The organism is Paracoccus yibinensis (assembly GCF_030846195.1).
Classification (GTDB): Bacteria; Pseudomonadota; Alphaproteobacteria; order Rhodobacterales; family Rhodobacteraceae; genus Paracoccus; species Paracoccus yibinensis.
Genome location: NZ_JAVCWH010000005.1, coordinates 182,739 through 209,042, shown reverse-complemented (window position 1 = coordinate 209,042; position 26,304 = coordinate 182,739). Strand labels below are relative to the sequence as shown.

At 67.0% G+C, this 26,304-nt stretch carries 22 protein-coding genes; 18 read left to right on the top strand and 4 right to left on the bottom strand.

Annotated features, from left to right (window positions below; genetic code table 11):
- Positions 1-194: 194 nt before the first annotated feature.
- The 8 genes from RAH32_RS13100 (at position 195) to RAH32_RS13065 (ending at position 10,288) form a co-directional block, all read left to right on the top strand.
- Positions 195-2,069 (top strand): TRAP transporter large permease, encoded by a 1,875-nt coding sequence (locus RAH32_RS13100; protein ID WP_306608381.1) that lies wholly within the window; start codon positions 195-197, stop codon positions 2,067-2,069.
- Between the two features lie 33 nt (positions 2,070-2,102).
- Positions 2,103-3,119, top strand: coding sequence for a TRAP transporter substrate-binding protein (locus RAH32_RS13095; RefSeq protein ID WP_306608380.1), 1,017 nt, complete (start codon positions 2,103-2,105; stop codon positions 3,117-3,119).
- Positions 3,119-3,907: an IclR family transcriptional regulator gene (locus RAH32_RS13090; protein WP_306608379.1), complete on the top strand. Its 789-nt coding sequence runs from the start codon at positions 3,119-3,121 to the stop codon at positions 3,905-3,907. The genes RAH32_RS13095 and RAH32_RS13090 overlap by 1 nt, the downstream gene beginning before the upstream one ends.
- Positions 3,904-5,073, top strand: coding sequence for an acetyl-CoA acetyltransferase (locus RAH32_RS13085; RefSeq protein WP_306608378.1), 1,170 nt, complete (start codon positions 3,904-3,906; stop codon positions 5,071-5,073). The genes RAH32_RS13090 and RAH32_RS13085 overlap by 4 nt, the downstream gene beginning before the upstream one ends.
- Positions 5,070-6,647, top strand: coding sequence for an acyl-CoA synthetase (locus tag RAH32_RS13080; protein ID WP_306608377.1), 1,578 nt, complete (start codon positions 5,070-5,072; stop codon positions 6,645-6,647). The genes RAH32_RS13085 and RAH32_RS13080 overlap by 4 nt, the downstream gene beginning before the upstream one ends.
- Positions 6,644-7,459: a PCC domain-containing protein gene (locus RAH32_RS13075; RefSeq protein ID WP_306608376.1), complete on the top strand. Its 816-nt coding sequence runs from the start codon at positions 6,644-6,646 to the stop codon at positions 7,457-7,459. Before RAH32_RS13080 ends, RAH32_RS13075 begins: the two co-directional genes overlap by 4 nt.
- Positions 7,456-8,253 (top strand): SDR family NAD(P)-dependent oxidoreductase, encoded by a 798-nt coding sequence (locus tag RAH32_RS13070; RefSeq protein WP_306608375.1) that lies wholly within the window; start codon positions 7,456-7,458, stop codon positions 8,251-8,253. Before RAH32_RS13075 ends, RAH32_RS13070 begins: the two co-directional genes overlap by 4 nt.
- Positions 8,254-8,491: 238 nt before the next feature.
- Entirely contained in the window at positions 8,492-10,288 is a 1,797-nt protein-coding gene (locus RAH32_RS13065) for a peroxidase family protein (protein WP_306608374.1), read from the top strand.
- Here RAH32_RS13065 and RAH32_RS13060 read toward each other — a convergent pair.
- Positions 10,269-11,186, bottom strand: coding sequence for a LysR family transcriptional regulator (locus tag RAH32_RS13060; RefSeq protein WP_306608373.1), 918 nt, complete (start codon positions 11,184-11,186; stop codon positions 10,269-10,271). The two genes, RAH32_RS13065 and RAH32_RS13060, sit on opposite strands and share 20 nt — an antisense overlap.
- A 155-nt stretch (positions 11,187-11,341) precedes the next feature.
- Here RAH32_RS13060 and RAH32_RS13055 point away from each other — a divergent pair, with 155 nt between their 5' ends.
- Genes RAH32_RS13055 through RAH32_RS13025 form a run of 7 tightly spaced genes read left to right on the top strand, consistent with a single transcriptional unit; the run spans position 11,342 to position 19,271 of the window.
- Positions 11,342-12,124 (top strand): ABC transporter ATP-binding protein, encoded by a 783-nt coding sequence (locus RAH32_RS13055; protein WP_306608372.1) that lies wholly within the window; start codon positions 11,342-11,344, stop codon positions 12,122-12,124.
- The gene (locus RAH32_RS13050; protein WP_306608371.1) at positions 12,114-14,063 is read left to right on the top strand and encodes an AMP-dependent synthetase/ligase; all 1,950 of its coding nucleotides are present in this window, start codon (positions 12,114-12,116) and stop codon (positions 14,061-14,063) included. The genes RAH32_RS13055 and RAH32_RS13050 overlap by 11 nt, the downstream gene beginning before the upstream one ends.
- Positions 14,063-14,941 carry a branched-chain amino acid ABC transporter permease gene (locus RAH32_RS13045; RefSeq protein WP_306608370.1) on the top strand — a complete coding sequence of 293 codons (879 nt, stop codon included), beginning with the start codon at positions 14,063-14,065 and terminating at the stop codon, positions 14,939-14,941. The genes RAH32_RS13050 and RAH32_RS13045 overlap by 1 nt, the downstream gene beginning before the upstream one ends.
- Positions 14,942-14,944: 3 nt before the next feature.
- Positions 14,945-16,018: a branched-chain amino acid ABC transporter permease gene (locus tag RAH32_RS13040; protein ID WP_306608369.1), complete on the top strand. Its 1,074-nt coding sequence runs from the start codon at positions 14,945-14,947 to the stop codon at positions 16,016-16,018.
- 39 nt (positions 16,019-16,057) lie between these two features.
- Positions 16,058-17,287, top strand: coding sequence for an ABC transporter substrate-binding protein (locus RAH32_RS13035; RefSeq protein WP_306608368.1), 1,230 nt, complete (start codon positions 16,058-16,060; stop codon positions 17,285-17,287).
- 4 nt (positions 17,288-17,291) lie between these two features.
- On the top strand, positions 17,292-18,080 hold the full coding sequence (locus RAH32_RS13030; protein ID WP_306608367.1) for an ABC transporter ATP-binding protein: 789 nt from the start codon (positions 17,292-17,294) through the stop codon (positions 18,078-18,080).
- Between the two features lie 9 nt (positions 18,081-18,089).
- Positions 18,090-19,271: a phenylacetate--CoA ligase family protein gene (locus tag RAH32_RS13025; RefSeq protein WP_306608366.1), complete on the top strand. Its 1,182-nt coding sequence runs from the start codon at positions 18,090-18,092 to the stop codon at positions 19,269-19,271.
- Here the strand turns inward: RAH32_RS13025 and RAH32_RS13020 are convergent, their stop codons facing one another.
- From RAH32_RS13020 to RAH32_RS13010, 3 genes are all read right to left on the bottom strand, one after another.
- Positions 19,272-19,943, bottom strand: coding sequence for a Crp/Fnr family transcriptional regulator (locus tag RAH32_RS13020; RefSeq protein WP_306608365.1), 672 nt, complete (start codon positions 19,941-19,943; stop codon positions 19,272-19,274).
- Between the two features lie 278 nt (positions 19,944-20,221).
- The gene (locus tag RAH32_RS13015; RefSeq protein ID WP_306608364.1) at positions 20,222-21,469 is read right to left on the bottom strand and encodes a glycerate kinase type-2 family protein; all 1,248 of its coding nucleotides are present in this window, start codon (positions 21,467-21,469) and stop codon (positions 20,222-20,224) included.
- Positions 21,469-22,245, bottom strand: coding sequence for an FCD domain-containing protein (locus RAH32_RS13010; RefSeq protein ID WP_306608363.1), 777 nt, complete (start codon positions 22,243-22,245; stop codon positions 21,469-21,471). The genes RAH32_RS13015 and RAH32_RS13010 overlap by 1 nt, the downstream gene beginning before the upstream one ends.
- Before the next feature lie 96 nt (positions 22,246-22,341).
- Here RAH32_RS13010 and RAH32_RS13005 point away from each other — a divergent pair, with 96 nt between their 5' ends.
- Genes RAH32_RS13005 through glcF form a run of 3 tightly spaced genes read left to right on the top strand, consistent with a single transcriptional unit; the run spans position 22,342 to position 26,189 of the window.
- A complete protein-coding gene (locus RAH32_RS13005; protein WP_306608491.1) occupies positions 22,342-23,784 on the top strand; it encodes an FAD-linked oxidase C-terminal domain-containing protein in 1,443 nt (480 codons plus the stop codon).
- Entirely contained in the window at positions 23,781-24,875 is a 1,095-nt protein-coding gene (locus RAH32_RS13000) for an FAD-binding protein (RefSeq protein ID WP_306608362.1), read from the top strand. The genes RAH32_RS13005 and RAH32_RS13000 overlap by 4 nt, the downstream gene beginning before the upstream one ends.
- Positions 24,876-24,878: 3 nt before the next feature.
- The gene (gene glcF, locus RAH32_RS12995; protein ID WP_306608361.1) at positions 24,879-26,189 is read left to right on the top strand and encodes a glycolate oxidase subunit GlcF; all 1,311 of its coding nucleotides are present in this window, start codon (positions 24,879-24,881) and stop codon (positions 26,187-26,189) included.
- The last annotated feature ends 115 nt before the right edge of the window (positions 26,190-26,304 follow it).

Genomic DNA, 26,304 nt, shown 5'->3' with positions numbered 1-26,304 from the left:
ATGCACGGAATGCAAAAATCCCTGCCCGTCCGCATTGTGGAACGGCAGGCAGCGTTTTTCCCGCCGTTGAGGAATTTCCTGTTGCCTGACCGGAAGAATTCCTTTTATCCCTGTTGCCCAAGGGGCAATCCAGCGTCCACCTGATGGACGCAGGAAGCGGCGGGGAGGCCGTTGCCCGAAGCGGGGGACGAAGGATGCACCATACCGAGGCGCAGGACGCCGAACTGGCCTTGGGCGGGATCGAGGCGCTGTCCGAGCCGAAGCGCGCGGAACGCTGGATGCGCCCGGTCGAGATCGCGGCCGCCGCCCTGCTGGTGGTGATGATCGTCACCGTCCTGGCCAATGTCTTCTTCCGCTATGTCCTGGCCAAGCCGCTGATCTGGGGGGACGAGATTGCGTCGATCAGCTTCATCTGGATGGCGATGCTGGGCGCCGCCCTGGCTGTGGACCGGCACGAGCACATGCGTCTGACCGTGTTCCTGCCGCTGCTGCCCGACCGGCTGGCCCGCGTGGCCGAGGTCGCGGGCAGCGTTCTGGTCTGCGTGCTGCTGGTCCGGTTGTTCCCGGTGGCCGTCGAATACGCCTATGAGGAATCCTTCGTCACCTCGCCCGCGCTGCAACTGCCGATGTCCTGGCGGGCATCCGCCCTGCCCGCAGGCATCGGGCTGATGGCGGCTCTGATGATCCTGTCGGTGGTCCGCACGCGCGAATGGGGCGTGATCGGGGGGACGCTGGCCGTGGCCGGGCTGCTGGTGGCGGCCCTGTGGTTCGCCAAGCCGGGCATCCTTGCCTTGGGCAACTGGAACCTGCCGCTGTTCCTGGGCCTGTTCGCGGGTTTCCTGCTGATCATCGGCGTGCCCATCGCCTTCTGTTTCGCGCTTGCCACGCTGGGCTATCTGACCTTCGCCACCAACGCGCCCGTCTTCGTGATGATGGGCCGCATCGACGAAGGCATGTCGTCGCTGATCCTGCTGTCGGTCCCGGTCTTCGTGCTGCTGGGCTGCATCCTGGACGCGACCGGCATGGGTCGCGCCATCGTGGGCTTCCTGGCGTCCCTGTTCGGGCATGTGAAGGCGGGGATGAGCTATGTGCTGCTGGGATCCATGTTCCTCGTCTCGGGCATCTCCGGGTCCAAGGTTTCGGACATGGCGACCGTCGCGCCCGCGCTGTTCCCCGAGATGCGCCGCCGGGGCCATTCCGCGCCCGAGATGACCGCCCTGCTGGCGACGGGTGCGGCCATGGCGGATACCGTGCCGCCCTCAATCGTCCTGATCGTGCTGGGCTCGGTCGCGGGCGTGTCCATTGCCGGGCTGTTCACCAGCGGCTTCGCCATCGCCATGGTGCTGCTAGTGGTGCTGGCGATCCTCGCCCGCTGGAAGGCGAGGGGCGAGCGGATGGAGGGCGTGCGCCGCGCGCCGCTGAACCTCATCGGCAAGACCGCCCTGATCGCCGCCCCCGCCCTGGTGCTGCCCTTCATGATCCGCAGCCTGGTCGGCGGCGGCGTCGCCACCGCGACCGAGGTCAGCACCATCGCCACGCTCTACGCCTTCATCATCGGCGCGGTGCTTTACGGCGGCATCCCCTTGCGCCGCGTGGGCGGGATGCTGGTGGAAACCGCCGCCATGTCGGGCGCGATCCTGCTGATCCTGGGGGCGGCATCCGCAATGGCCTGGGCACTGACGCAATCGGGCTTCGCGCGCGACCTGATGACGCTTGTGACCGGCCTGCCGGGCGGCTGGCTGGTCTTCATGCTGGCCTCCATCGCGATCTTCCTGGTGCTGGGCTGCGTGCTGGAAGGCCTGCCCGCCATCGTGCTGCTGGCGCCGATCATGTTCCCCATCGCGCGGGGCCTGGGCATCCATGACATCCACTATGCCATGGTAATCGTCACCGCGATGAACATCGGGCTGATGGCCCCGCCCATCGGCATCGGCTTCTATATCGCCTGCAAGATCGCCAACGTGCCCGCCGAACAGGTCATGGCGAAGATCTGGCCCTATCTGGCCGCGCTGATGGTGGGGCTTCTGGCCATCGCCGCCGTGCCCTGGTTCTCGACCGCATTGCTGTAACCGTTTCTGATAACCTCAGGGAGGAGGAGTTTCATGACGATCACCCGCCGCACCATCCTGCTGGGCGCCGCCGCTGGCGCGCTTGCCACGCCGTTCATCCGGGTCCGCCCGGCGATGGCCGCCGAATTCAGCTACAAGGTGGCGAACAACCAGCCGCTGGACCATCCCAGCAACGTCCGCCTGGCCGAGGCGCAGAAGGCGATCCTGGAAGCCACGGGCGGGCGCTTCGACCTGCAGATCTTCCCCTCGAACCAGCTGGGCGCGGATACCGACGTGCTGGGCCAGTTGCGGTCGGGCGGAGTGGAATTCTTCCAGCTGTCGCCGATCATCCTGTCCACCCTGGTCCCCAACGCCTCGATCAACGGCGTGGGCTTCGCCTTCCCGGATTACGACACGGTCTGGAAGGCCATGGATGGCGAACTGGGCGCCTATGAGCGTGGCCAGATCGAAGGCGCGGGCCTGGTGGTGATGGAGAAGATCTGGGACAACGGCTTCCGCCAGATCACCTCCTCCACGAAACCGATCGCCACGCCTGCCGACCTGGAGGGCTTCAAGATCCGCGTGCCGGTCTCGCCGCTCTGGACTTCGCTCTTCACGGCCTTCGGCTCCGCGCCCGCGTCGATCAACTTCGCCGAGGTCTATACCGCCCTTCAGACCGGCATCGTGGACGGGCAGGAAAACCCGCTGGCGATCATGAAGGTCGCGAAATTGTGGGAGGTGCAGAAATACTGCTCCATGACCAACCACATGTGGGACGGCTTCTGGATGCTGGGCAACCGCCGGGCGTGGAACGCCCTGCCCGAGGACGTGCAGCAGGCCGTGGCCGACAACTTCAACGCCGCCGCCCTGAAACAGCGCGAGGACATCGCCCAGATGAACGGTTCGCTGCGCGGTGAACTGGAAGCCAACGGCTTCGTCTTCAACGACGCCGACCCGAAAGCCTTCGAGGACAAGCTGCGCGAGGCGGGATTCTATGCCGAATGGAAAAAGACCTATGGCGACGAGGCCTGGTCCATCCTAGAAGCCGCCATCGGGCGGACGCTGGCCTGATGAAGGACGGCGCCGCCCCTTCTGACACCGGCGGCACGCAGGCGGTGGCGCGTGCGCTGTCGCTTCTGTCGCTGGTCGGGCGGGGCGGCGCGCAGGGCCTGGGGCTGGCGCAGCTTGCCGCCGCTTCGGGGCTGGCGCGGCCCACGGTGCGGCGGCTGCTGCTGGCGCTTGGCGCGGCGCGGATGGTCGAACAGGACCGCGCGACGCGCCGCTATTACCTTGGCCCTGAAACCTATCTGCTGGCGGGCTTTGCGGCGGAACGCCACGGCATCCTGCACCACGCCCGCGAGGGCATGATCAAGCTGGCACGGGAAACCGGCGACACGGTGCTGCTGACCGTGCCGCAGGACGACCACACCCTGTGCCTCGAACGGATCGAGGGTGATTTTCCCGTCCGCACCCATGCCCTGATGCGCGGCGACCGCAAGCCGGCGGGCGTCGGCGCAGGGGCGCTTGCAATCCTGGCCGCCCTGCCCGCGCCCGAGGCTGACGCCCTGCTAGCCCGGGTTGCGCCCCTGGTGGGCGACCTGATGCCGGGCCTGGTGGAGGATCTGGCCCATGCCCGCGCCCATGGCCATGCGCTGAACCCCGGTCGCGTCGTGGCGGGTTCCTGGGGCCTGGGTGTTGCGATACTCTGGCCCGACGGGCGGCCGGCGGGCGCGTTGTCCATCGCCGCCATCGAAAACCGCATGACCCCGGCGCGGCAGGCCGACCTGGCCGCCGCGCTGCACCGCGAGGCGGCGGCAATCGCTGCCAGCCTTGCCGAACTTGAAAGGAATACCGCATGACAGACCCCCTGATCGTCGGCTGGGCGCACAGCAAGTTCGGCAAGTCCGAGGCGCCCGACACCATGGCCCTGATGGCCGAGGTCGCGCTGCCCGCGCTGGACCATGCCGGCATCACGCCCGATGCCGTGGATGGCATCTTCACCGGCGTCTACAACAACGGCTTCCAGCGGCAGGACTTCCAAGGCGCGCTTGTGGCGATGGGCAGCCCGGAACTGGCGGGCGTGCCCTTCATGCGCACGGAAAACGCCTGCGCCACCGGGTCTGCGGCGCTTTATGCCGCAGCCGACTTCATCGCTTCCGGTCGCGGCAAGGTGGCCCTGGTGATCGGGGCCGAGAAGATGACCGCGATCCCCATTGCCGATGTGGGCGGGGTGCTGCTGTCGGCCAGCTTCGTGGCCGAGGAAGGCGACACCCCCGGCGGCTTCGCGGGCGTCTTCGGGCGGATCACCGACAGCTATTTCCAGCAGAACGGCGACCGGTCCGAGGAACTGGCGATGATCGCCGCCAAGAACCACGACAACGGCACGCGCAACCCTTACGCCCATATGCAGAAGGCGTTTGATCTGGCCTTCTGCAACACACCCTCGGACAAGAACCCGCTGGTCGCGGGACCGCTGCGGCGCACGGATTGCTCGCTGGTGTCCGACGGCGCGGCGGCGATCGTGCTGGCCGCGCCCGAGGTGGCCGAGACCCTGACCCGGGCCATCCGCTTCCGCGCCCGCGCCCAGGCGGGCGACATGCTCGCCCTGTCGCGCCGCGACCCCACCGAATTCGCGGGCGCGCATCGCGTCTGGCGGTCCGCGCTGGATCAGGCGGGGCTGGCCATCACCGACCTGTCGCTGGTGGAAACCCACGACTGCTTCACCACCGCCGAGATGATCGAATACGAGGCCATGGGCCTTGCCCCGCGCGGCCAAGGCTGGCGCGTGATCCGCGAGGGCACGACGCGCATGGACGGCGCGCTGCCCGTGAACCCCTCGGGCGGGCTCAAGTCGCGTGGCCATCCCATCGGCGCGACGGGCGTGTCGCAGCACGTCATGGCCGCAATGCAGCTGACCGGGGATGCGGGCGCGATGCAGGTGCCGGGCGCCGAACTGGCAGGCGTCTTCAACATGGGCGGCACGGCCGTCGCGAACTACTGTTCCATCCTGGAGCGTCAGAAATGACGGACCCCGCCGGCGGGCTGGCCCCGGTGTCCACCCGCGTGATGAACCTGGCGACCTTTTTGGCGCAGGCGTCGCGCCGCGACCCCGAGGGCGTGGCCCTGGTCATGGGCGCGGCCCGCTGGACCTGGGCGGACTGGAACGCCCGCACCGATGCGCTGGCCCATGCCTTGCAGACCCGCTTCGGGTTGCAGAAGGGCGACCGGGTGATGTGCCAGTCGCAGAACTGCATGGAGATGATGCAGGCGATGTTCGCGGTCTGGCGCGCGGGCGGGGTCTGGGTGCCCGCCAATTTCCGCCAGACGCCGGATGAGGTGGCCTATCTGACCCAGGCCTCGGGGGCGTCGCTGATGTTCTGCAACGCCAGCTTCCCGGATCACGCGGCGGCCTGCGGGGTGACGACACTGGCCTTTGGAACGGCCGATTTCGGGCCGGACGTGACTGCGATCACCGCCGACTACATGGGGGAACGACCGCAGGTGGCGGCGGTGGACCGCGACGATCCCTGCTGGTTCTTCTTCACCTCGGGCACGACGGGGCGGCCCAAGGCCTCGGTCCTGACCCACGGCCAGATGGCCTTCGTGGTGACGAACCACCTGGCCGATTTGATGCCGGGGCTGACGGGGGATGATGCCTCGCTGGTGGTGGCGCCGCTCTCGCATGGCGCGGGGGTGCATCAGCTGACCCAGGTGGCGCGGGGGGTGAAGACGATCCTGCTGCCCACCGAACGGTTCGATGTGGCCCAGGTGTGGGATCTGGTGCGGGACTGGCGCGTGTCCACCATGTTCACGGTGCCGACGATCCTGAAGCTGCTGGTGGAACATCCCTCGACGGCGCAGGCCGACACGTCGTCGCTGCGCTATGTCATCTATGCAGGCGCACCGATGTATCGGGTGGACCAGCAGAAGGCGCTGCAAACGCTGGGTCCGGTGCTGGTCCAGTATTTCGGCCTGGGCGAGGTCACCGGCAACATCACCGTCCTGCCCGCCCACCTGCACCAGGCCGAGGACGGCCCGCAGGCCCACATCGGCACCTGCGGTTATGCCCGCACGGGGATCGAGATCCAGATCCAGGACGACCAGGGCCATGAGGTCGCGCCGGGCGAAACCGGCGAGATCTGCTGCATCGGCCCTGCCGTCTTCGCGGGCTATTACCGGAACCCGGAAGCCAACGCCAAATCCTTCCGCAACGGCTGGTTCCGCACGGGCGACCTGGGGCACATGGACGAACAGGGCTTCGTCTATATCACCGGGCGGCAGTCGGACATGTTCATCTCGGGCGGATCCAACGTCTATCCGCGCGAGATCGAGGAGAAGATCCTCACCCACCCCGCCATCAACGAAGTGGCTGTGCTGGGCGTCCCCGACCCCCTGTGGGGCGAGATCGGCTGGGCGGTCTGCGTGGCCAATGCCCCGGTGGCCGAGGAAGACCTGGCCGCCTTCCTGGATGGGAAGCTGTCGCGCTACAAGATGCCCAAGCGGTTCCTGTTCTGGGATGCCCTGCCCAAATCGGCCTATGGCAAGATCACCAAGAAGATGATCCGCGAGGAGCTGGAAGCCCGCGGCATGATCGCATGAAGCAACGGATGATCCATCCCGGCCCGCGCGCGGCGGAGCGGGCGGCGGCGGTGCGCGCCGCCCTGCGGCCCATCGCCGGGGTGCTGCCTGCGGGGCAGACGGTGATGGCGGCGGTCGGCGATCTGTTTGCGCGGCACGGCTGCAAGGGCGGCTTGGTCTGGCTGGACGGCGTGACCTGCGATCCCCTGCGCTTTGTCCTGCCCGCGCCCTCGACCGACGGCATCCATGCGGCCTGGTATTCGGCCACCCACGCGCCGGACGGGCCGGTCACGATCCGGCGCGCGACGGCCACGGTCGGCTGGAAGGACGGCGCGCCCTTCCTGCATTGCCACGGTACATGGGCGGGAACGATGGGCCATCTGCTGCCTTTCGACAGCGTCCTGGCGGAAGATGCCCCCGTCCACGGCCTCGGCGCCCCGGATGCCTGGTTCGAGGCGCTGTCTGACGCGGAAACCGCCTTCACCCTGTTCACCCCGCAAGGGAACGGCGCGGGCACAGGCCTGCTGGCCCGGATCCGGCCCGGAGAGGATGTGATCACGGCCATCGAAACCCTCGCCGCCCGCCACGGCATCGCCAAGGCCCGCCTGCACGGCGTCGGCAGCATTGACCATGTGCGCTTTGCCGACGGCCGCCGCCTGGACTGCCACGCCACCGAGTTGCGGCTGGATGGCGCCACCCTGGCCCATGGCCGCGCCACCATCCCCATCGAGGTCGTGGACATTGCGGGCACCATCATGCGCGGCACGCTGGAGCGCGGGGCAAACCCGGTCGGCGTGACGCTGGAACTGCTGATCGAAAGGACCAAAGAATGACGCAGGACGCAAAGGTTGCCATCGTGACCGGGGGTGCGCGGGGCATCGGCCTTGCCGCGACCGAGATCTTCCTGGAACAGGGCTGGCGCGTCGCCGTGGTGGACCGCGACACCGAGGAACTGCACCGCGCCTGTGATCACATCGAAAACGTCCTGCCCGTCGAGGCCGACATTTCCGACCCCCAGGCCGTGGACGGCGTGATCCGCACCGTGGTCAGCCGGTTTGGCCGCGTCGATGCCCTGGTCAACAACGCAGGCGTGGCGCTGTTTTCCCGCGCCCACCAGACCAATTTCGAACAATGGCGCGAGGTGATGGCGACGAACCTGGACGGCGTGTTCCTGTGCACCCAGGCCGCCACCCCGGAACTGGCGAAAACCAGGGGGGCCATCGTCAACATCGCCTCGATTTCCGGGCTGCGGGCATCCACGCTGCGGGTAGCCTATGGCACGTCGAAGGCCGCCGTCATCCACCTGACCAAGCAGTTCGCGGCGGAACTGGGCGAACAGGGCATCCGCGTCAATTGCGTGGCCCCCGGCCCGGTCAGGACCAAGCTTGCCATGGCCGTCCACGCGCCGGAAATCATCAGCGCCTATTACGACGCGATCCCGCTGAATCGTTATGGCGAGGCGCGCGAGATCGCCGAGGCCATCGTCTTCCTGTGTTCGGACAAGGCCAGCTTCATCAGCGGGCAGACCTTGGCCGTGGACGGGGGCTTCGATGCCACCGGCGTCGGCCTGCCCGCCCTGCGGCGGGAGGACGGGGCGGCACGCAGTCCTGAAGCGCCTGCCGAATAGAACTATTTGAAATTGCCTGAATAAGAGAAAAGAATATATCGGAGATTTATCCGGTATATTCTACTTTATTATCTATGGATTATCATTTTATTTAATGTTATTAATTTAAATGGGAATCGCTTTTCCGGTCTGAAAAAGACGGCCCGGAATATCCCGCCAGACCGCAGCACTGCGGCCCTTCCCTGTTCGGCGCAAGACCCTCTTGCGCCGGTGTGATCACGATTGCCTGGAGTTCAAGATGCTGTTTTCTCTCAGCCACGGAACGCGGATCGTCCAGGATACCGCCGTTCCGCAGCCCGCCATTGATGCCGCCCCGACCGGGGGAACGGCGGTCCTGGAAAATCCCGCCGCCCAACTGGAACGCCTCGATGTGAAGCCCCTGTCCGCCGTCGTGGACGGCGCGGCCGACCTTGGCCCGGAAGCGGGCAGCCTGCGGGCCATGTCCACCGCGCCCGGCGCCTTCCGCTATCTGTTCCGCGATGCGCCGGGGCTGCCCGCAGGCCCCGCCACGCTGGCCGCGCTGGACCAGCTTGCCGACAGCATGGCCACCGAGACAACCGGACCGGGCAATGCCTCGGTCGCGCCGATCTTCACCTATTTCGGTCAGTTCATCGACCACGACATCACCGCAAACACCGACCGCGAGGTCGCGGGCCTGTCCGAGATCGCAGGCGACATCGCCCCCATGGACCGGGTGCAGGTCGAACAGGGCCTGGACAACCTGCGCGAAGGGACGCTGGCCCTGGACAGCCTGTATGGCGATTCCCCCGGCCAGGGGGCCTTTGCCCTGAAGCTGGCCGGTCTGATGCGCCACCCGACCTTCACCGACAAGATGCGCCTTGGCGTGACCGCCGATTCCGGCGACGGGCGCCCGCCCCTGCCCGCCGATCCTGCCGCCGACCTGTTGCGGCTTGGCTTCCTGATGGACCGGGGCGACATCACCGAGGCCGAGCTGAACGCCCTGCCCCCGGAGTTGCGCGCCAACTTCGTCGATGACGACGGCCCGATCCGCACCCGGGCGATCATCGGCGACGGGCGCAACGACGAAAACCTGCTGGTGGCGCAACTGCATGTGGCCTTCCTGCGCCTGCACAACCGCCTGGTGGACCTTGGCAACGATTTCGAAGGTGCCCGCCGCCTGACCCGCTTCCATTACCAGTGGCTGGTCCTCAACAGCTTCCTGCCCGCGATCTGTGCGAACGACGTGGTGGACGAGGTTCTGGCAACCGGCGCGCCCCTTTATGCCGAGTTCCTGGCGGCCAACCCGCCCTCCGACCCGGCCAGGATGCCCATGCCGCTGGAGTTTTCGGTGGCAGGCTTCCGCTTCGGGCATTCCATGGTGCGCGGCGGCTATGACCACAACCGCTTCTTCGGGCGGGCGGTGGCGGGATCCACGCAGATCCTGCCCTTCGCCAGCTTCGTGCAACTGTTCGAATTCACCGGCAGCGGCAAGATGCCCTCGCCCCTGACCGCCGATCCCAAGACGTCCCTTCCCGGCAACTGGGTCATCGAATGGGACCGCTTCGTCCATGCCGAAACCCCGCTGCGCTCGGCGCGCAAGATCGACACGCATCTGGCCCCGCCGCTGGACGACATGATCAACCAGCCCGCCAATCCCGCGGTGATGAAGCGCCTGGCCAGCCGCAACCTGCGGCGCGGCTACCGGCTGAACATGCCGTCGGCCCAAGGGCTGATCGAGGCGATCAACGCGACCGGCCTTTACCGCCCGATCCCGGTGCTGACCCCCGAACAGGTGTCCGAAGGATGCGATTTCCTGGTTGGACCGGGCCTCGATGCGGCAACGCCCCTGTGGTTCTATGTGCTGCGAGAGGCGGAACTGGTCGGCGGCAACCATCTGGGCGCCCTGGGCAGCCATCTGGTCGCCAACACGCTGGCCGGGCTGGTGATCAACGACGCCGGTTCATACTGGAACGCGAAGATCGGCGGGCACCGCTGGTCGCCGCACCTGTTCCAACCCTCGCAGCCCATCGACAGCCTCAAGGCGATGCTGCGCTTTACCGGGTTGCTGGCCTGACGGCCTCTGCCTGGCCGAACTGATCGGCCAGGGTCTGCACCATGTGCCGCCCCAGGGGGCCTGGCCGGCGATGCGCGGGCCAGGCCATGACCACGGTGCGGACCGGGTGGAACTGCATGTCCTCGCAGACCAGCGGCACGACCTCGCCCCGCGCGATCTCGGGGGCGAAGGTGCCGCTGGCGGAAAAGCACCAGCCAAGGCCCGCCGCGACCATCGACTTGATCGATTCGACGTCGTTCACCGTCCAGACATCGGTCGAAAACAGCCGCCCCACCCGTTCCATGTCGATCTGCGGGGATCCCACGTAATAGATCTGCCGTTCCCGGTCGAAGGCGCGCATGGCCAGGGGCTGCGGCAATCCGGCCAGCCGATGCCCTGCCGCGCAGACCGGACCCAGGGTCTCGGTTCCCAGATGGCGGGCGGCAATGTCCGAAGGGATCGCGGCGGCCAAGGTCAGGGCAAAATCGAAATTGCCGTCCCGCAGGTCGTCCCACAGCGTCGCCAGCGATGAATTGAAGAACTGGAACCGCGCATGGGGGTGGTCGTCTGCAAAGGCCCGCAGCGCCCGGTTCAGGTCGGCGCGCGGAAACAGCACGTCGATCAGCACGCGCAGGCGCGTTTCCTCTCCCTTCTCCAGGGATTGCGCATGGGTGGTGAAGCTGCGGGCGCGTTCGACGACGCTGCGCGCCTCGGCCAGCAGGACGCGGCCGCGTTCGGTCAGGTCTGCCCGGCTGGTGCCGCGCCCCAGCAGGGGAAAGCCGCACTGGCTTTCCAGCTGCGCCAGCGAATAGCTGACCGAGGAGATCGGCCGCCGCAATTCCCTGGCCGCCGCCGTCAGGCTGCCCGTGTCGGCAATGGCGCAAAAAGCGCGCAGATGATCGACCAGATTCGGATGCATTTCAGAAATCCCGAAACAACTTTGCCATTCTTTTCGGTTTACCGAAAAACATATCCGATGCTAGCCTTTCCTTATTCCGTGGTCGGAGGAGGAACCGGCCAGCAAGACTGTTTGGGAGGACAGGCTATGCGCGGACTGAACGGACGTTTGTCCGCATGAGCGGCGATCACATGCTGGTATGCGACAACATCACCCGCCGCTTTGGCGGGGTTGTTGCGCTGAAGAACGTCTCGGTCGCTGTCAATCGCGGCGAGATTTTCGGCCTGGTCGGCCCGAACGGGTCGGGCAAGACCACGCTGGTCAACGCCATCACCGGCTTCTATCCGCCGCAGGAAGGCCGCATCACGCTGGACGGCCAGCAGATCAACGGGCTGAAGCCATTTCGCATCGCCGGGATGGGCGTGGCGCGGACCTTCCAGAACGTCGCGCTGTTCCACGGGATGTCGGTCCTCGACAACATCCTGATGGGCCGGCACATCTTCATGAAGCCCAACCCGCTGGCGTCCTTCTTCTATCCCTGGTGGGCGCAGAAGGAAGAGGTCGCCCATCGCCGCCATGTCGAGGAGGTGATTGACCTGCTGCAACTGGCGCCCGCGCGCGACGAACATGTCGACGTGATCCCGCTGGGCCTGCAGAAACGGGTCGAACTGGCCCGTGCGCTGTGTGCCGAACCCAAGGTTCTGGTCCTGGACGAGCCGATGGCCGGGATGAACCAGGAGGAAAAGGAATACATGGTCCGCTTCATCCTGGACGCGCAGGAAGCCCTGGGCCTGACGGTCCTGATCATCGAACACCACATGGATGTCGTGACCGCGCTCTGCGACCGGGTGCTGGTGCTGAACAACGGCCAGGAAATTGCCCAGGGCCCCGCGCGCGAGGCGATTGCAGATCCCCGGGTGGTCGAGGCCTATATCGGAAAGCCCCGCCATGCAGCATGATCCGGTGAACATCGCGCAGGCCCAGGCGCTGCATCCGAACTGGCGCCAGGACGACACGATCCTGGCCCGCCTGGCCCGGAACGCGGCCGAGGTTCCGAACCAGGTCGCCATGCGCGAACGCGACCACGGCATCTGGCAGGAATACACCTGGGCCGATTACCTGCGCGCCGTGGTTGAATTCGCCGCAGGCCTTGAAGCGCGTGGCGTGAAGCCGGGCGATGTGGTCATGGTGATCGGCGACAACCGCCCCAACCTTTATTTCGCGATGCTGGGCGCGGCCTGCCTGCGGGCGATCCCGTCCCCCGCCTATGCCGATGCACCGACCGAGGAACTGGCCGCGCAGATGGAGCGCGAGGACATCCGCGTGGCGGTCGCCGAGGACCAGGAACAGGTCGACAAGATGCTGGAGGCCAAGGGCCGCTGGACGCATCTGGACCTGGTGATCTATGACGACCCGCGCGGGCTGGCCGGGCAGGAACCCGAAGGCGTGGCGGGCTTTGACGCGATCCGGGCCGAGGGCGCGGCGCGGCTCAAGGCCGATCCGACCCTGGCCAAGGCGCTGATCGCGCGCCCGACCATTCACGACACCGTGGTGCTGATGCATTCGTCCGGCACCACCGGCGCGCCGAAGGGCATCCCGCTGAAGCACGGCCATGTCCTGTCCGGCGTCCGCAACGCCGCCGCCGCCGGATACTTCCAGCAGGGCGAGGTCCACATGGCCTATCTGCCGATGGCCTGGGTGGGCGACTTCATCTTTTCTGTCGGCGCGGCGATGGAGTTGCGCTTTACCGTCAACATCCCCGAGGCGAACGAAACTGCCCTGCACGACCTTCGGGAAATGGCGCCGACGCTGTATTTCGCGTCCCCCCGCGCGTGGTCGGCCATGCTGACCCGCGTGCAGGTGGGGATCGCGGAAACCACCGGAATCAAGCGGCGGCTTTACGATTACTTCATGCCCCGCGCGATGGAGGCCGAACGGGCACGCCTGGACGGCAAGCCCGTGGGCGGTGGATTGACGCGGTTCCTGGGCGAATGGCTGATCTATGGCCCGATCCGCGACCAGCTTGGCCTGGGCCGCGTGAAGCGCGCCTATACCGCCGGAGAGGCCATCGGCGAAGACGTGTTCCTGTGGTTCCGCGCCATCGGCCTGAACCTGCGCCAATTCTATGGCCAGACGGAAAACTGCGCCCTGGCCGTGGCGCAAAAGCCCGAGGACATCTCGCTGACCACGGTTGGCCGCCCATTCCCCGGCGTCGAGATGAAGATCGACGAGCATGGCGAAATCCTGCTGCGCGGCGACAACATCTTCGACGGCTATTTCCAGAACCCCAAGGCCAGTGCCGAGGCCTTGCAGGACGGCTGGCTGCACACGGGCGACGCGGGCCAGATCGAACCCGACGGTCAGTTGGTCGTGCTGGGCCGGGTGTCCGAGGTTGTGGAAAAGCGCGACGGCACCCGCTTTATCGCCACCTATATCGAAAACCGGCTGAAATTCTCGGCCTATATCAAGGACGCCGCGGTGATCGGCCAAGGCCGCGACATGCTGGTGGCGATCGTCTGCATCGACTTCCAGGCGGTCGGGCAATGGGCGCAGGAACATGGCGTGTCCTATACCTCCTATGCCGAACTGTCCCAGCAGCCGCGCATCTATGACCTGATCCGCGGAGAGATCGCGGCGGTGAACGCACATCTGCCGCACGGGCTGTCCATCGACCGTTTCGTGAACCTGCACAAGGAATTCGACCCCGACGACGGAGAGGTCACCCGGACCCGCAAGCTGAAGCGCAACGTGATCGACGACCGGTACGGCCCGATCATCGAGGCGCTGAACCGGGGTGACGACCAGATCGACTTCAAGGCGAAGATCACCTATGAAAACGGCCAGACCGGGTCGCTGGACCGGGTGCTGCGGCTGTCCGACGTGAAGGGGGCCGCGTGATGGCTTATTTCCTGGAACTGCTGATTTCCGGCGCCCTCACCGGGCTGATGTATTCGCTGGTCGCCCTGGGCTTCGTGCTGATCTACAAGTCGGCGGGCGTGCCGAACCTGGCGCAGGGCGCCCTGGTGATGACGGCGGGCTATGCCGTCTGGCTGGTCATGGCTTGGGGCCTGAATGTCTGGATCGCCATCCCCATCGCCGCCGCGATCATGTTCGGCTTCGGCCTTGTCGTGGAACGCCTGCTGCTGCGCCGCATGGTCGGCCAGCCGGTCATCATGGTCGTGATGCTGACACTGGGGCTTGAGATCCTGCTGCGCGGCATGGTGCCGGGCATCCTGGGATCGACGCCGAAGCCTATCGACCTGGGGATCGACTTTGCCCCGATCATCATCGGCGACGTCTTCATCAACCGCACCTCGCTTTACGGCGGCATCGTGGCCTTGGCTCTGGTCGGTGCCTCGCTTCTGTTCTTCCGCACCCGGACGGGCACCAAGCTGCGCGCGGTGTCGGACGATCATGTGTCCAGCTGGGCCGTGGGCATTTCCGTGGAACGCGCGATCGGCATTTCCTGGGGCCTGGCGGGCATCGCCGCCGTGGTCGCGGGCGCGCTGTGGGGATCGTCGCAAGGGGTGGACTGGACGCTCTCCGCGCTGCTGTTCCCGGCGGTCGCCGTGGTGATCCTGGGCGGCGTCGATTCGGTGCCCGGGGTCCTGGTAGGCGGCATCCTGGTGGGCGTCCTGGGCACCGTCATTCCGGGATACCTGGACAGCGTGGCGGGTGGATCGACGCGCGATGTCGTGACCTCGCTTATCATCCTGCTGACCATCATGGTCCGCCCCTTCGGCATATTCGGCCGCGAAGACATCGAGAGGATCTGAGCCATGTTCTATCGTCTCTCGGGCACCTATCACACCAGCTACCAGGCCGACCGCAAGCTGTGGAAGATTCCCACGGATCGCTGGCTGGTGATCGGGCTTCTGATCCTGGCGCTGCTCGCGCCGCTCTATGTCTCGCCGCTGTATCTTGGCAGTTATGTCCTGCCCTGGGTGATCTGGTCGGCCGCCGCGCTGTCCTTAACGCTGCTGATGGGGCTGGCGGGGCAGCTGCACTTCGGCTTTGCCGCAGTGATGGCGATCGGGGCCTATGCCTCAATCCACCTGGTCCGGGCGGGCATCCCGTTCGAAATCGCGCTGCTGCTGTCCGGGCTGATCTCGGCCGTGATCGGCGCGGTCTTCGGGGGCGCCGCGCTGCGGGTCAAGGGGCTTTACCTGGTGATGGCCACACTGGCGATGCAATATCTGGTCGATTGGGTCGTGGTGAACGTGCCTGCGATTTCCGGGGGCGCCCACGCCACCCTGCGCACGCCGGAAGTCAGCTTCCTGTTCCTGCCCATCGAAAGCCTCGCCTCGCGTTACTGGCTGGCCCTGGGTTGGGCGGTGCTGCTGACGGTGTTCTTCATGAACGTCAAGCGCACGTCCTTCGGCCGCGCCCTGGTCGCCATCCGCGACAAGGACTTCGCCGCCGCCGTGATCGGAGTCGATCCGTTCAGGACCAAGCTGATGGCCTTCTTCACGTCCTCGTTCATGGGCGGCGTGACGGGCGCGATCCTGGCCTTCTGCTTCTATCGCGCGGTAACGCCGGAACAGTTCGGCTTCAACGTGTCCATCCAGTTGGTCGCCATGGTGCTGGTGGGCGGCCTGGGGTCGGTGATCGGATCCTGGCTGGGCGCGGGCTTCGTGCTGCTGGCGCCGATCTTCCTGACCAACCTGGTGTCGGGCCTTGCCGCATCGGGCTGGGTGCCGGTCAGCCAGAACTTCCTGTCGCACCTGCCCCTGATGATCTATGGTGCCATGATCATCGGCTTCCTGCTGCTGGAGCCGCTGGGCCTGGCGAAAATCTATGACAACATCCGCAAGTATTTCCTGGTCTGGCCCTTCCGCCACGCCAGAAGCTGACCCTTGGGAGGGGGAACGCATAACATGGGAGGAAAACACATGACCTTTCTGCGCAAGCTGGCGCTGACGACGGCCCTGGTGGCCGGGCTGTCCGCCCCCGTGGCCGCCGAAGACGTTAAGTTCGGCCTGCTTCAGGATTTCACGGCGGTCTATACCTTCGTGACTGGGCAGTACAACCAGGGCCAGCAGGATTACCTGGCCCTTGTGAACGCCGAAGGCACCCTGGGCGACGGCAACACCGTCACCGCCATCGTGCGCGACACCGGCAACCAGCCACAGCGGGGGATCGAGGCCTATAACCGCGCCAAGGAAGAAGGCGCGATCCTGTTCGACTTCCTGTCCACGCCAGTGTCCGCCGCGATCCTGGATCAGGCGCAGGCCGACAAGAACGTGGTCATCACCCCCGCCCATGGGCGTGGCGACGCGTCCGACGGCACGGTCTTCCCCTATGTCTTCCCGATGCTGCCGACCTATTGGGCGCAGGCCGCCGCCCTGATCGAACACATGAAGGAAACCGGCGGGCTGGAAGGCAAGAAGATCGCCATCGTCCATATCGACAGCCCCTTCGGCCGCGAACCCGGTCCGATCCTGGAAGCCCTGTCCAAACAGGAAGGGTTCGAATTCCAGGCCTTCCCCTATGCCAGCCCTGGCAACGAACAGTCCGCAGCCTGGTCCGAGGTCCGGCGCTACCGCCCCGATTACGTCCTGATCTGGGGCGCGGGCGGCGGGCAGGCCGTGTCGGTCCGCACCGCCATCCAGAACGGCATCCGCCCCGAACAGATCCATTCGGTGATCTGGCTGGCCGAAACCGACGCCGCCAACGTGGGCCCGCAGATGAAGGGCGTGAAGCGGTTCGAGGCGACGGCCTCGGGCACCGACCATCCGATCATCCAGCGCATCCAGGAAAAGGTCATCGACGCGGGCAAGGGTTCGGGCGACCAGGCCAATGTCGGCAACAGCTATTACAACCTGGGCGTCGCCACCATGGCCGTCGCGGTCGAGGCCGCGCGCCTTGGCCTGGAGGAAGGCCAGCCCCTGACGGGCGAGACGCTGAAGGCGGGCTTCGAAAAGATCGCGGGCTTTGACGCCGAAGGGCTGATGCCGCCCGTCACCTATACCGCCGAGGATCACCAGGGCGGCGGCGCGGGCCGGGTGTCGGAATGGGACGGTGAGAAATGGGTGCCGGTCAGCGAATGGAAGGCGTCCTATCCCGAACTGATCCGTCAGGTGATCGAGGAATCGGCCGCCAAATACGCAGCCGAGCACTGACGCCATGCCCGCGCTTGTTCTGGAAAACGTCGAGGTGATCTATGACAAGGTCTTCCTTGCCATCAAGGGCGTCTCGCTTGAGGTTGGCGAGGGCGAGATGGTCGCCCTGCTGGGATCGAACGGCGCGGGCAAATCGACGACGCTGAAATCCATCTCGGGGCTGCTTGGCCCCGAGCGTGGGCTGGTCACGCGCGGAGAGATCCGCTTCGGCGACCGGTCGATCCTGAACATGGGGGCGCCCGAACGCGTGGCCGGCGGGCTGGTGCATGTGCTGGAAGGCCGGCGCATCTTCGGCCACCTGACCCCGGACGAAAACCTGGTGGCCGCCTATCGCGGCCGCAGCGTGGCGCGCTTCAACGAGTTGCGCGAACAGGTCTATGCCTATTTCCCGCGGCTGAAGGAACGCATCAAGTCCAAGGCAGGCTATCTGTCGGGGGGCGAACAGCAGATGCTGGCCATCGGCCGGGCGCTGATGACCGAACCCAAGCTCATCATGCTGGACGAACCCTCGCTGGGCCTGTCGCCCCTGCTGGTGCAGGAAATCTTCGGCATCATCGGCGAAATCAACGCCCGCGAAGGGCTGTCGGTGCTGCTGGTCGAACAGAACGCGGCGGCCACGCTGGACATCGTTTCCCGCGCCTATCTGATCGAACAAGGGCAGGTCGTGATGTCAGGGGCGGCGGATGTGCTGAAATCCAACCCCGACGTGCAGGACTTCTATCTGGGCGGGGCGGAACATACCGATTACCGCAACGTCAAACACTATCGCCGGCGCAAACGCTGGCTGGCCTGAGGAAAGCCCATGACCGTCGATCTTGACCACGCCCGCGACACGCGCGAGGGGACCGCGCTTGCCCGCCTGAACGTGCAACTGGCGCGGATGCGCGACACGCAGGCGTTCTGGGCGGACTTGCCCGCAACGCCGCTGGACAGGCTGGCCGAACTTGCGCGCCTGCCGGTGCTGCGCAAGTCGGACCTGGCCGCGATGCAGGCGAAGGACGCGCCCTTTGGCGGCCTGAACGGCGGGCCGGTGTCCGGGCTGCGGCGGCTGTTCGTCTCGCCCGGCCCGATCTTCGACCCCGAGGGGCGGGGACGCGACTGGTGGGGATCGGCGGCTGCCCTGACCGCCGCCGGGGTGCAGGGGGGCGACGTGATCCTCAACACCTTTTCCTATCACCTGACGCCCGCCGCCTTCATCTTCGAGGCGGGGGCCGAGGCCCTGGGCTGCCCGGTCATCCCCGCAGGGCCGGGCAATACCACCGACCAGCTGGTGGCCATCGGGCAATACCGCCCGCGCGTCTATGTGGGCGTGCCGGACTTCCTCAAGATCATCCTGGACAAGGCCGACGAGGTCGGCCTGGACCGTTCCTGCCTTCAGGTGGGCATGGTCACGGGCGCGGCCCTGCCCGACAGCCTGCGGGCCGAGCTTTCGTCGCGCGGCGTGGCGGTCAGCCAGTGCTATGGCACCGCGGACCTGGGGATCGTCGCATACGAGGACGGCGGGCCGGGCATGGTGCTGAACGACGGGGTGATCGTCGAAATCGTCCGCCCCGGCACCGGCGATCCGGTCTCCGACGGAGAGGTGGGCGAGATCGTGGTGACGCGGCTGGACGCCGACTATCCGCTGCTGCGCTTTGCCACGGGCGACATGTCGGCCATCATCCCCGGCGCGACCGGCGCGCGCCGCATCAAGGGCTGGATGGGCCGCGCCGACCAGGCCGCCAAGGTCAAGGGCATGTTCGTGCGCCCCGAACAGATCGCCGCCATCGGCCGCGCCATCGCAGGCTGCGGGCGGCTGCGGCTGGAAATCACCCGCGCGGGCGAACAGGACCGGATGCATCTGCTGGCCGAACATGCCGACAGCAGCGCCGCCGCCGCCCTGGCGGAAAAGCTGGCCGAGATCACGCGGCTCAAGGGTTCGGTCGAGGTGGTCCCGCCCGGCAGCCTGCCCAATGACGGCCGGGTCATCGCCGACCTGCGCTGACTATTCGATCGCCGGCGCCCCGTCCGCCAGCCGCGTCCGGTCCAGGACGCGGACGGCGCTGCGGCCCAGTTCGATGATGCCTGCGTCGCGCAGTTCGCCCAGCATCTTGTTGACGGTCTGGCGCGAACAGCCGATGACCACGCCAAGCTGCGACTGGCTGATGCGCACGGCATCGTCCGAATCGCCGGTCAGTTGGCGCAGATAAAGCCGCATCCGCTGATCGGCGGTATAATAGTGATCCGCCGTGCGGTTGCGGTTTTCCCGCATCAGCCGGTCGTGCAGCAGCGTGCACAGGTTGGGGATCAGGATCTGCGGCGGGACATGGGTGTAAAGCGCCCTGGCGGGACAGAACAGCACCGTCGTGTCGGTCAGGGTGATGCAGCTGGCCGCGCAGGGCCGCCCCGACAGGGCCTCGACCTCGCCCAGCATCTCTCCTGCGGTGGCGATGTGGACGATCACCTGATTGCCCGAACTGTCGATATAGCAGACCTCCACCCGGCCCGAGGCGATGAAATAGCTGCCGGTGGTCGTCTCGCCCTGGCGCAGGATATGGGTCGAGGCCCTCACCAGGCGCGATGTGCAGGCCGACAGCAGCGCGTATTTCTGGTCCCGCGTCAAACCTTTCAGGATCGGGGCCTGGAACAGATGGGCGAAATCATGCGGATCAATCATCGCGGCACAGGTCCATCGGCAACGGGGCTGGACGCCAGTAAACCAGAGTGGACCATGAATGAAACGGAAAAATGGCTATCCCGGCCCCAGGGGACATCGCATCAACATGATGCAACGGGATAGCCGAACTCGCACTCAACCAGAATTTTGCAGCGCACCACGACTGCGCCCTTAGACTGATAGCCCTATTGTCTGCGACAAAGTGTCAACCAGCCGACATTTCTCTTATCAAAACGCAACTGTGCAAGAAACTTGCGCAGGAATGCCTGTCGCATTTGTCACAATATCAGAATGGCCCTGAAATCGTTCACATTGGTCAAGGTGGGTCCGGTCACCACCTGCGCGCCCAGGGCCGCGAAAAACCCATGCGCATCGTTCCGTTCCAGGGCAAGCCTTGCCTGGCCGGGGGCAATCGCCGCCAGGGTTTCGGGCGAAATCACCGCGCCCGCGACCTCGGCCGCGCCATCCACGCCATCGGTGTCGCAGGCAAGCGCATGAAGATTCGGGGCACCGTCAAGGGCCAGGGCCAGGGCCAGGCAATATTCGGCATTCGGCCCGCCCACGCCGTCGCCCCGGCGGGTCACGGTCAGTTCCCCCCCCGAGAGGATCACCAGGGGCGAATCGCCTGGCCGGCGCGCGGCCTGTCTTGCCAGGGCAAGCCGGGCATGGTCCGCCGCTACATCCCTCGCTTCGCCTTCCAGCGAATCGCCCAGGATTTCGACCGCGCAGCCCAGGTCGCGGGCCAGGTCGGCGGCTGCCTGCAGCGATTGCGCGGGGGCCGCGATGATGCGGTTTTCCACCCGCGACAGGCGCGGATCGCCCGGCGGGACCACGCCGCTGCCCTGTTGCAGGACGCGGGCCAGGCCTGGGGACTGCGCGATCCCCCAGCGATCCAGCACCGCGCGGGCGTCCCCGGGGGTGGACGGGTCGCCCACCGTCGGACCCGATCCGATCACCCCCGGATCGTCGCCCGGCACGTCCGAGATCATCAGCGTCAGCATCCGCGCAGGCCATGCGGCGGCGGCCAGCTGTCCGCCCTTCACGCGGGACAGGTGCTTGCGCACCGTGTTCATGGCCCCGATCGGCGCGCCCGACGCCAACAATGCAGCATTCACGGCCTGCTTTTCTGCCAAGGTCACGCCCTCGGCCGGGGCGCAAAGCAGCGCCGAGGCCCCGCCCGAGATCAGCGCCAGCACGAAATCATCCTGTCCCAGGCCGTCCAGCAGCGACAGCATCCGCAGTGTGGCCTGGGTCCCTGCCTCGTCGGGGACGGGATGGGCGGCAAGGGCAATCTCGATCCCGCGGCAGGGGCGGGCATGGCCATGGCGGGTGATGACCAGCCCCTCGCACGGTCCCCAGGCGGCCTCGACCGCCTCGGCCATCCGCGCGCTGGCCTTGCCCGCACCGACAACGACCACCCGGCCGGGCGGCTTGGGCGGCAGATGGGCCGCCAGCATCCGCATGGGATCGGCGGCCTGGACGGCGCGGTCGAACAGGCGGCGCAGGAAAGCGGCGGGGTCCGTCATCAGCGCCGCTGTCCCAGCCCCCCGCCGGACTGGCGGCGGCGGGCGGTTTCGTCATGGGCCTGCGATTCGGCGATGTCGCGGGCGGCCTTGCGGACATAGGCCAGATGCGCATGGGCCGCAGTCCGGGCGGCATCGGGATCCCCCGACAGGATCGCGGATCCGATGGCGCGATGCTGGTCGCGCAGATGGTCGCGGATCCGGGGCAGTGTAAACATCCGCCCACGGTTCCGCGCGACATTGCTGCGCAGGTTGCCCGACAGCGCCCGCATGATCTGAAGCAGGACAAGGTTGTGGCTCGCCTCATAGATGGCCTGATGCAAGGCGGCGTCGGCCTCGGCCTCGTCTGCGGGAAGGGCGGCGACATGGGCGGCTTCGATCGCGTCCAGGGCGGCGGCGATGCGGTTGCGGTCCAGTTCCGTGGCCCGCAGCGCGGCCAGTCCGGCCGCATGGCTTTCCACAACGTCGCGGAAATCCAGGTAATCATCCTCGACCTCGGGATGGTCGGCCAGCAGCGCAATCAGCGGATCGGTGATCGCCCCCCTGCCCAGGGACGCCACCCGCAGCCCCCGCCCCTTTTCGCCGGTCAGCAGCCCGCGATCCTGCAGGATCTTCAGCCCGTCCCGCAGCGTCGGGCGCGACACGTTCAGCCGCGCCGCCAAGTCGCGCTCTGGCAAAAGCCCTTCGTCGGGGGCCAGCGATCCCTCGAGGATCAGCGTCTCGATGTGCCGCGCCACGGCCTCGGCCGCGCGTTCGGGGCGGATGGAAAAGTCGCTCATGGCACGAACCCTAGCGTCGCGCCCATTTCATCGCAATTGACATGCTTGGTCAATTTATTTTACCAAAGCCTGAACACCGGAGGCAAAGCCATGTCCATCGCCATGCCGACACCCGATGCGGGGGTGATTGCGCGCGGTCCGCAGATCGTCGCCGCCCTGCGTGCGGTTCTTCCGCCCGATGCGGTGATCGACGATCCCCAGGAAACCCGCGCCTATGAATGCGATGCGCTGACGGCATACCGTTGCCCACCGCTGGCCGTGGTCCTGCCGCGCACGACGGCCGAGGTTGCGGCGGTGATGAAGGTCTGCGGCGACATGGGCGTGCCGGTGGTGCCGCGCGGGGCGGGGACATCCCTGGCAGGCGGCGCGCTGCCCACGGCCGATTGCGTGATCCTGGGCACCATGCGCCTGCGCGACGTGCTGGAGATCGACACCGACAACCGCTTCATCCGCGTTCAGACCGGGGTCACCAACCTGTCGGTCAGCGCGGAGCTGGAGCCCCACGGCTTCTTCTACGCACCCGACCCGTCTTCGCAACTGGCCTGCACCATCGCGGGCAATATCGCGATGAACTCGGGCGGGGCGCATTGCCTGAAATACGGCGTCACGACCAACAACCTTCTGGGCGCGACCGTGGTCCTGACCAGCGGAGAGGTCGTGGAACTGGGCGGGCCGGAACTGGGCCCGGCGGGCCTGGACCTGCTGGGCGTCCTCTGCGGGTCCGAGGGCCAGCTTGGCATCGTGACCGAGGCCACCTTGCGCATCCTGCCCCGCCCGGAAGGCGCGCGGCCGGTGCTGATCGGCTTCGATTCCCCCGAGGTCGCGGGCGAATGCGTGGCCAACATCATTCGGTCGGGCGTGCTGCCGGTCGCCATCGAATACATGGACGAACCCTGCCTGCGCGCTGTCGAGGCCTTCGCCAAGGCCGGATACCCCGATTGCCCCGCCGTCCTGATCGTCGAGGTCGAGGGATCCAAGGCCGAGATCGACGACCAGATCGCCCGCATCCGCGCCATTGCGGAGGCCCTGAACCCGGTCGAGTTCCGCGAAAGCCGCAATGCCGACGAGGCCCTGGCGATCTGGAAGGGCCGCAAGTCGGCCTTTGGCGCGATGGGACGGTTGGGCGACTATATCTGCCTGGACGGCACCGTGCCGGTGGGCCAGTTGCCCCATACCCTGCGCCGGATCGGCGAGCTGTCGCGCCAACACGGGCTGGAGGTCGCGAATGTCTTCCATGCGGGCGACGGCAACATGCACCCGCTGATCCTGTTTGACGCCAACAAGCCGGGCGATCTGGCGCGCGCCGAGGCCTTTGGCGCCGACATCCTGCGCTTGTGTGTCGAGGTGGGCGGCTGCCTGACCGGCGAACATGGGGTGGGCGTGGAAAAGCGCGACCTGATGTCGGACCAGTATGCGCCGGGCGACTTGGCGATCCAGATGCAGGTGAAGGACGTGTTCGACCCGCAATGGCTGCTGAACCCCGCCAAGGTCTTTCCGCTGGACGCCAGCGCCACGCATCGGGCGAGGGCTGCGGAATGAGTGTAGCCCTTGATCTTGCCCCCGCGACCGAGGCCGAGGTCGCGGAGATCCTGGCCGACTGCCACGCCCGCCGCACTCCCCTGCGCATCGCGGGCGGCGGCACGCGGGTGGAAAACCGCGCCCCCGGCGAAACCCTGACCCTGTCACGCCTGTCCGGTGTCGTCACCTATTCGCCGGGCGAGATGACGCTGATCGCCCGCCCCGGCACGCCCCTGCCGGAAATCGAACGGATGCTGGCTGCCGAAGGACAGGCCCTGGCCTTCGAGCCGCCTGACATGCGCGGCGTGCTGGGCGGGAACGGCACGCCCACCCTGGGCGGCATGGTCGCCGCCAATGCCAGCGGCCCGCGCCGTTTGCTGGCGGGGGCCTGCCGGGATCATCTGCTGGGGGTGCGCTTCGTGGACGGGCGGGGCCGCGTGCTGAAGAACGGCGGGCGGGTAATGAAGAACGTCACCGGGCTGGACCTGTCCAAGCTGCTGGCCGGATCGCACGGCACCCTGGCCGTGCTGACCGAGGTGGTGTTGAAGACCCTGCCGCTGCTGCCCGCCCGCACGACGCTGGCCTTTCCCGGCACCGACGAAGCGACGGCGCTGCGCATCTTCACGGCCGCCTTGTCCACACCTTTCGAGGTATCGGGCGCGGTCCATGTCGAGGGCACGGCCTACCTGCGGATCGAGGGCCTGGAGGGCCAGCTTGCCTATCGCCGCGACCGGCTTCTGGCGCTGCTGGCGGATCACCGCCCCGAGGTTTTGGACGATGCCCCCTGGCAAGCCATCCGCGACGTGGCGCATTTCGCAGGCGGCGGCCCGCTGTGGCGGATTCTGTGCAAGCCCACCGATGCGCCCGGCCTCTGCAACGGCCTGCGGGCCCTGGGCGGGGACTGTTCGCTGGACTGGGGCGGAGGCCTGATCTGGTATCGCGGACCCGGCAACCCGCGTGCCCTCTCCGCCCATGCCACGCTGGTTCGCCGCGCAGGCGCGGAAGGGCCGGCCTTCCCGCCGCTGGCCCCGGCCGTCGCGCGGCTGCAGGACGGGCTGCGCCGCAGCTTCGACCCGGCGGGCATCCTCAACCCCGGCCTGATGGACGCCTGACCGATGCAAACGACCTTTACCGCCCAGCAACTGGCCGATCCGCTGACCGCGCGCTCGAACGAGATCCTGCGGACCTGCGTCCATTGCGGGTTCTGCACCGCGACCTGCCCGACCTACAAGGTCTTGGGCGACGAGTTGGACAGCCCGCGGGGGCGGATCTATCTGATCAAGGACATGCTGGAAAACAACCGCGTGCCGGACGCGAAGACCGTCCAGCATATCGACCGCTGCCTGTCCTGCCTGTCCTGCATGACCACCTGCCCGTCGGGCGTGCATTACATGCACCTGGTCGATCACGCGCGGGAATATATCGAGGCCAACTATCGCCGCCCCCTGCCCGACCGGCTGCTGCGCTGGATGCTGGCGAAGATCCTGCCCTATCCCGGACGCTTCCGGCTGGCGCTGCGTGGCGCGAAACTGGGCCGTCCGCTTCGCAAGCTGATGCCCGATCCCCGGCTGCGCGCGATGCTGGACATGGCGCCGCGCGACATCCCGCCGCCCAGCCTGAACGACCGCCCGCAGGTCTTCGCCGCCCAAGGCCCGCGCCGCAAGCGGGTGGCGCTGCTGGTGGGCTGCGCGCAAAGGGCGCTGAACACCGACATCAACGACGCCACCATCCGCCTGCTGCGCCGCCACGGCTGCGAAGTGGTGATCTCCAAGGGGATGGGCTGCTGCGGCGCGCTGACCCATCACATGGGCCGCACCGACGAAAGCCACGCGATGGCCGCGGCCAACATCCGTGCGGTCATGGCCGAAGTGGACGGCGAGGGACTGGACGCCGTGGTCATCAATACCTCGGGCTGCGGGACCACGGTCAAGGATTACGGCCACATGTTCGCGGGCGACCCGCTGGAAGCTGACGCCGCGCGCGTGGCCGGTCTGGCCCGCGACATCACAGAGGTCATGGCCGATCTGGGCCTGTCGGACGCGACACATGCCCCCCCGCTGCGCGTCGGCTATCATGCCGCCTGTTCGCTGCAGCACGGCCAGCAGATCAAGGCCACGCCCAAGGAGTTGCTGGCCGATGCCGGATTCATCGTGCTGGAGCCGAAGGACAGTCATATCTGCTGCGGATCGGCGGGCACCTATAACCTGATGCAGCCGGCCATCAGCGCGGAACTGAAGGCGCGCAAGGTCGCCACGCTGGAGGCGACCATGCCCCAGGTCATCAGCGCCGGGAACATCGGCTGCATGATGCAGATCGGATCGGGCACCGGCGTTCCGGTCGTCCATACCGCCGAGCTGCTGGACTGGGCCACCGGCGGTCCACGGCCCCGTGCGTTGCAAGGCATGGACATGCCACAGCAGGGTTAAAGACAGATAAATTTAGTCGGGAATCCTTGACGCGAGGCTCAGGATCGGGTGAATGCTTGCCCGTCCAACAATTGCCCAGCGGCTTCCAGCAGGTTCCCTATGTCCGGTTCCCTTT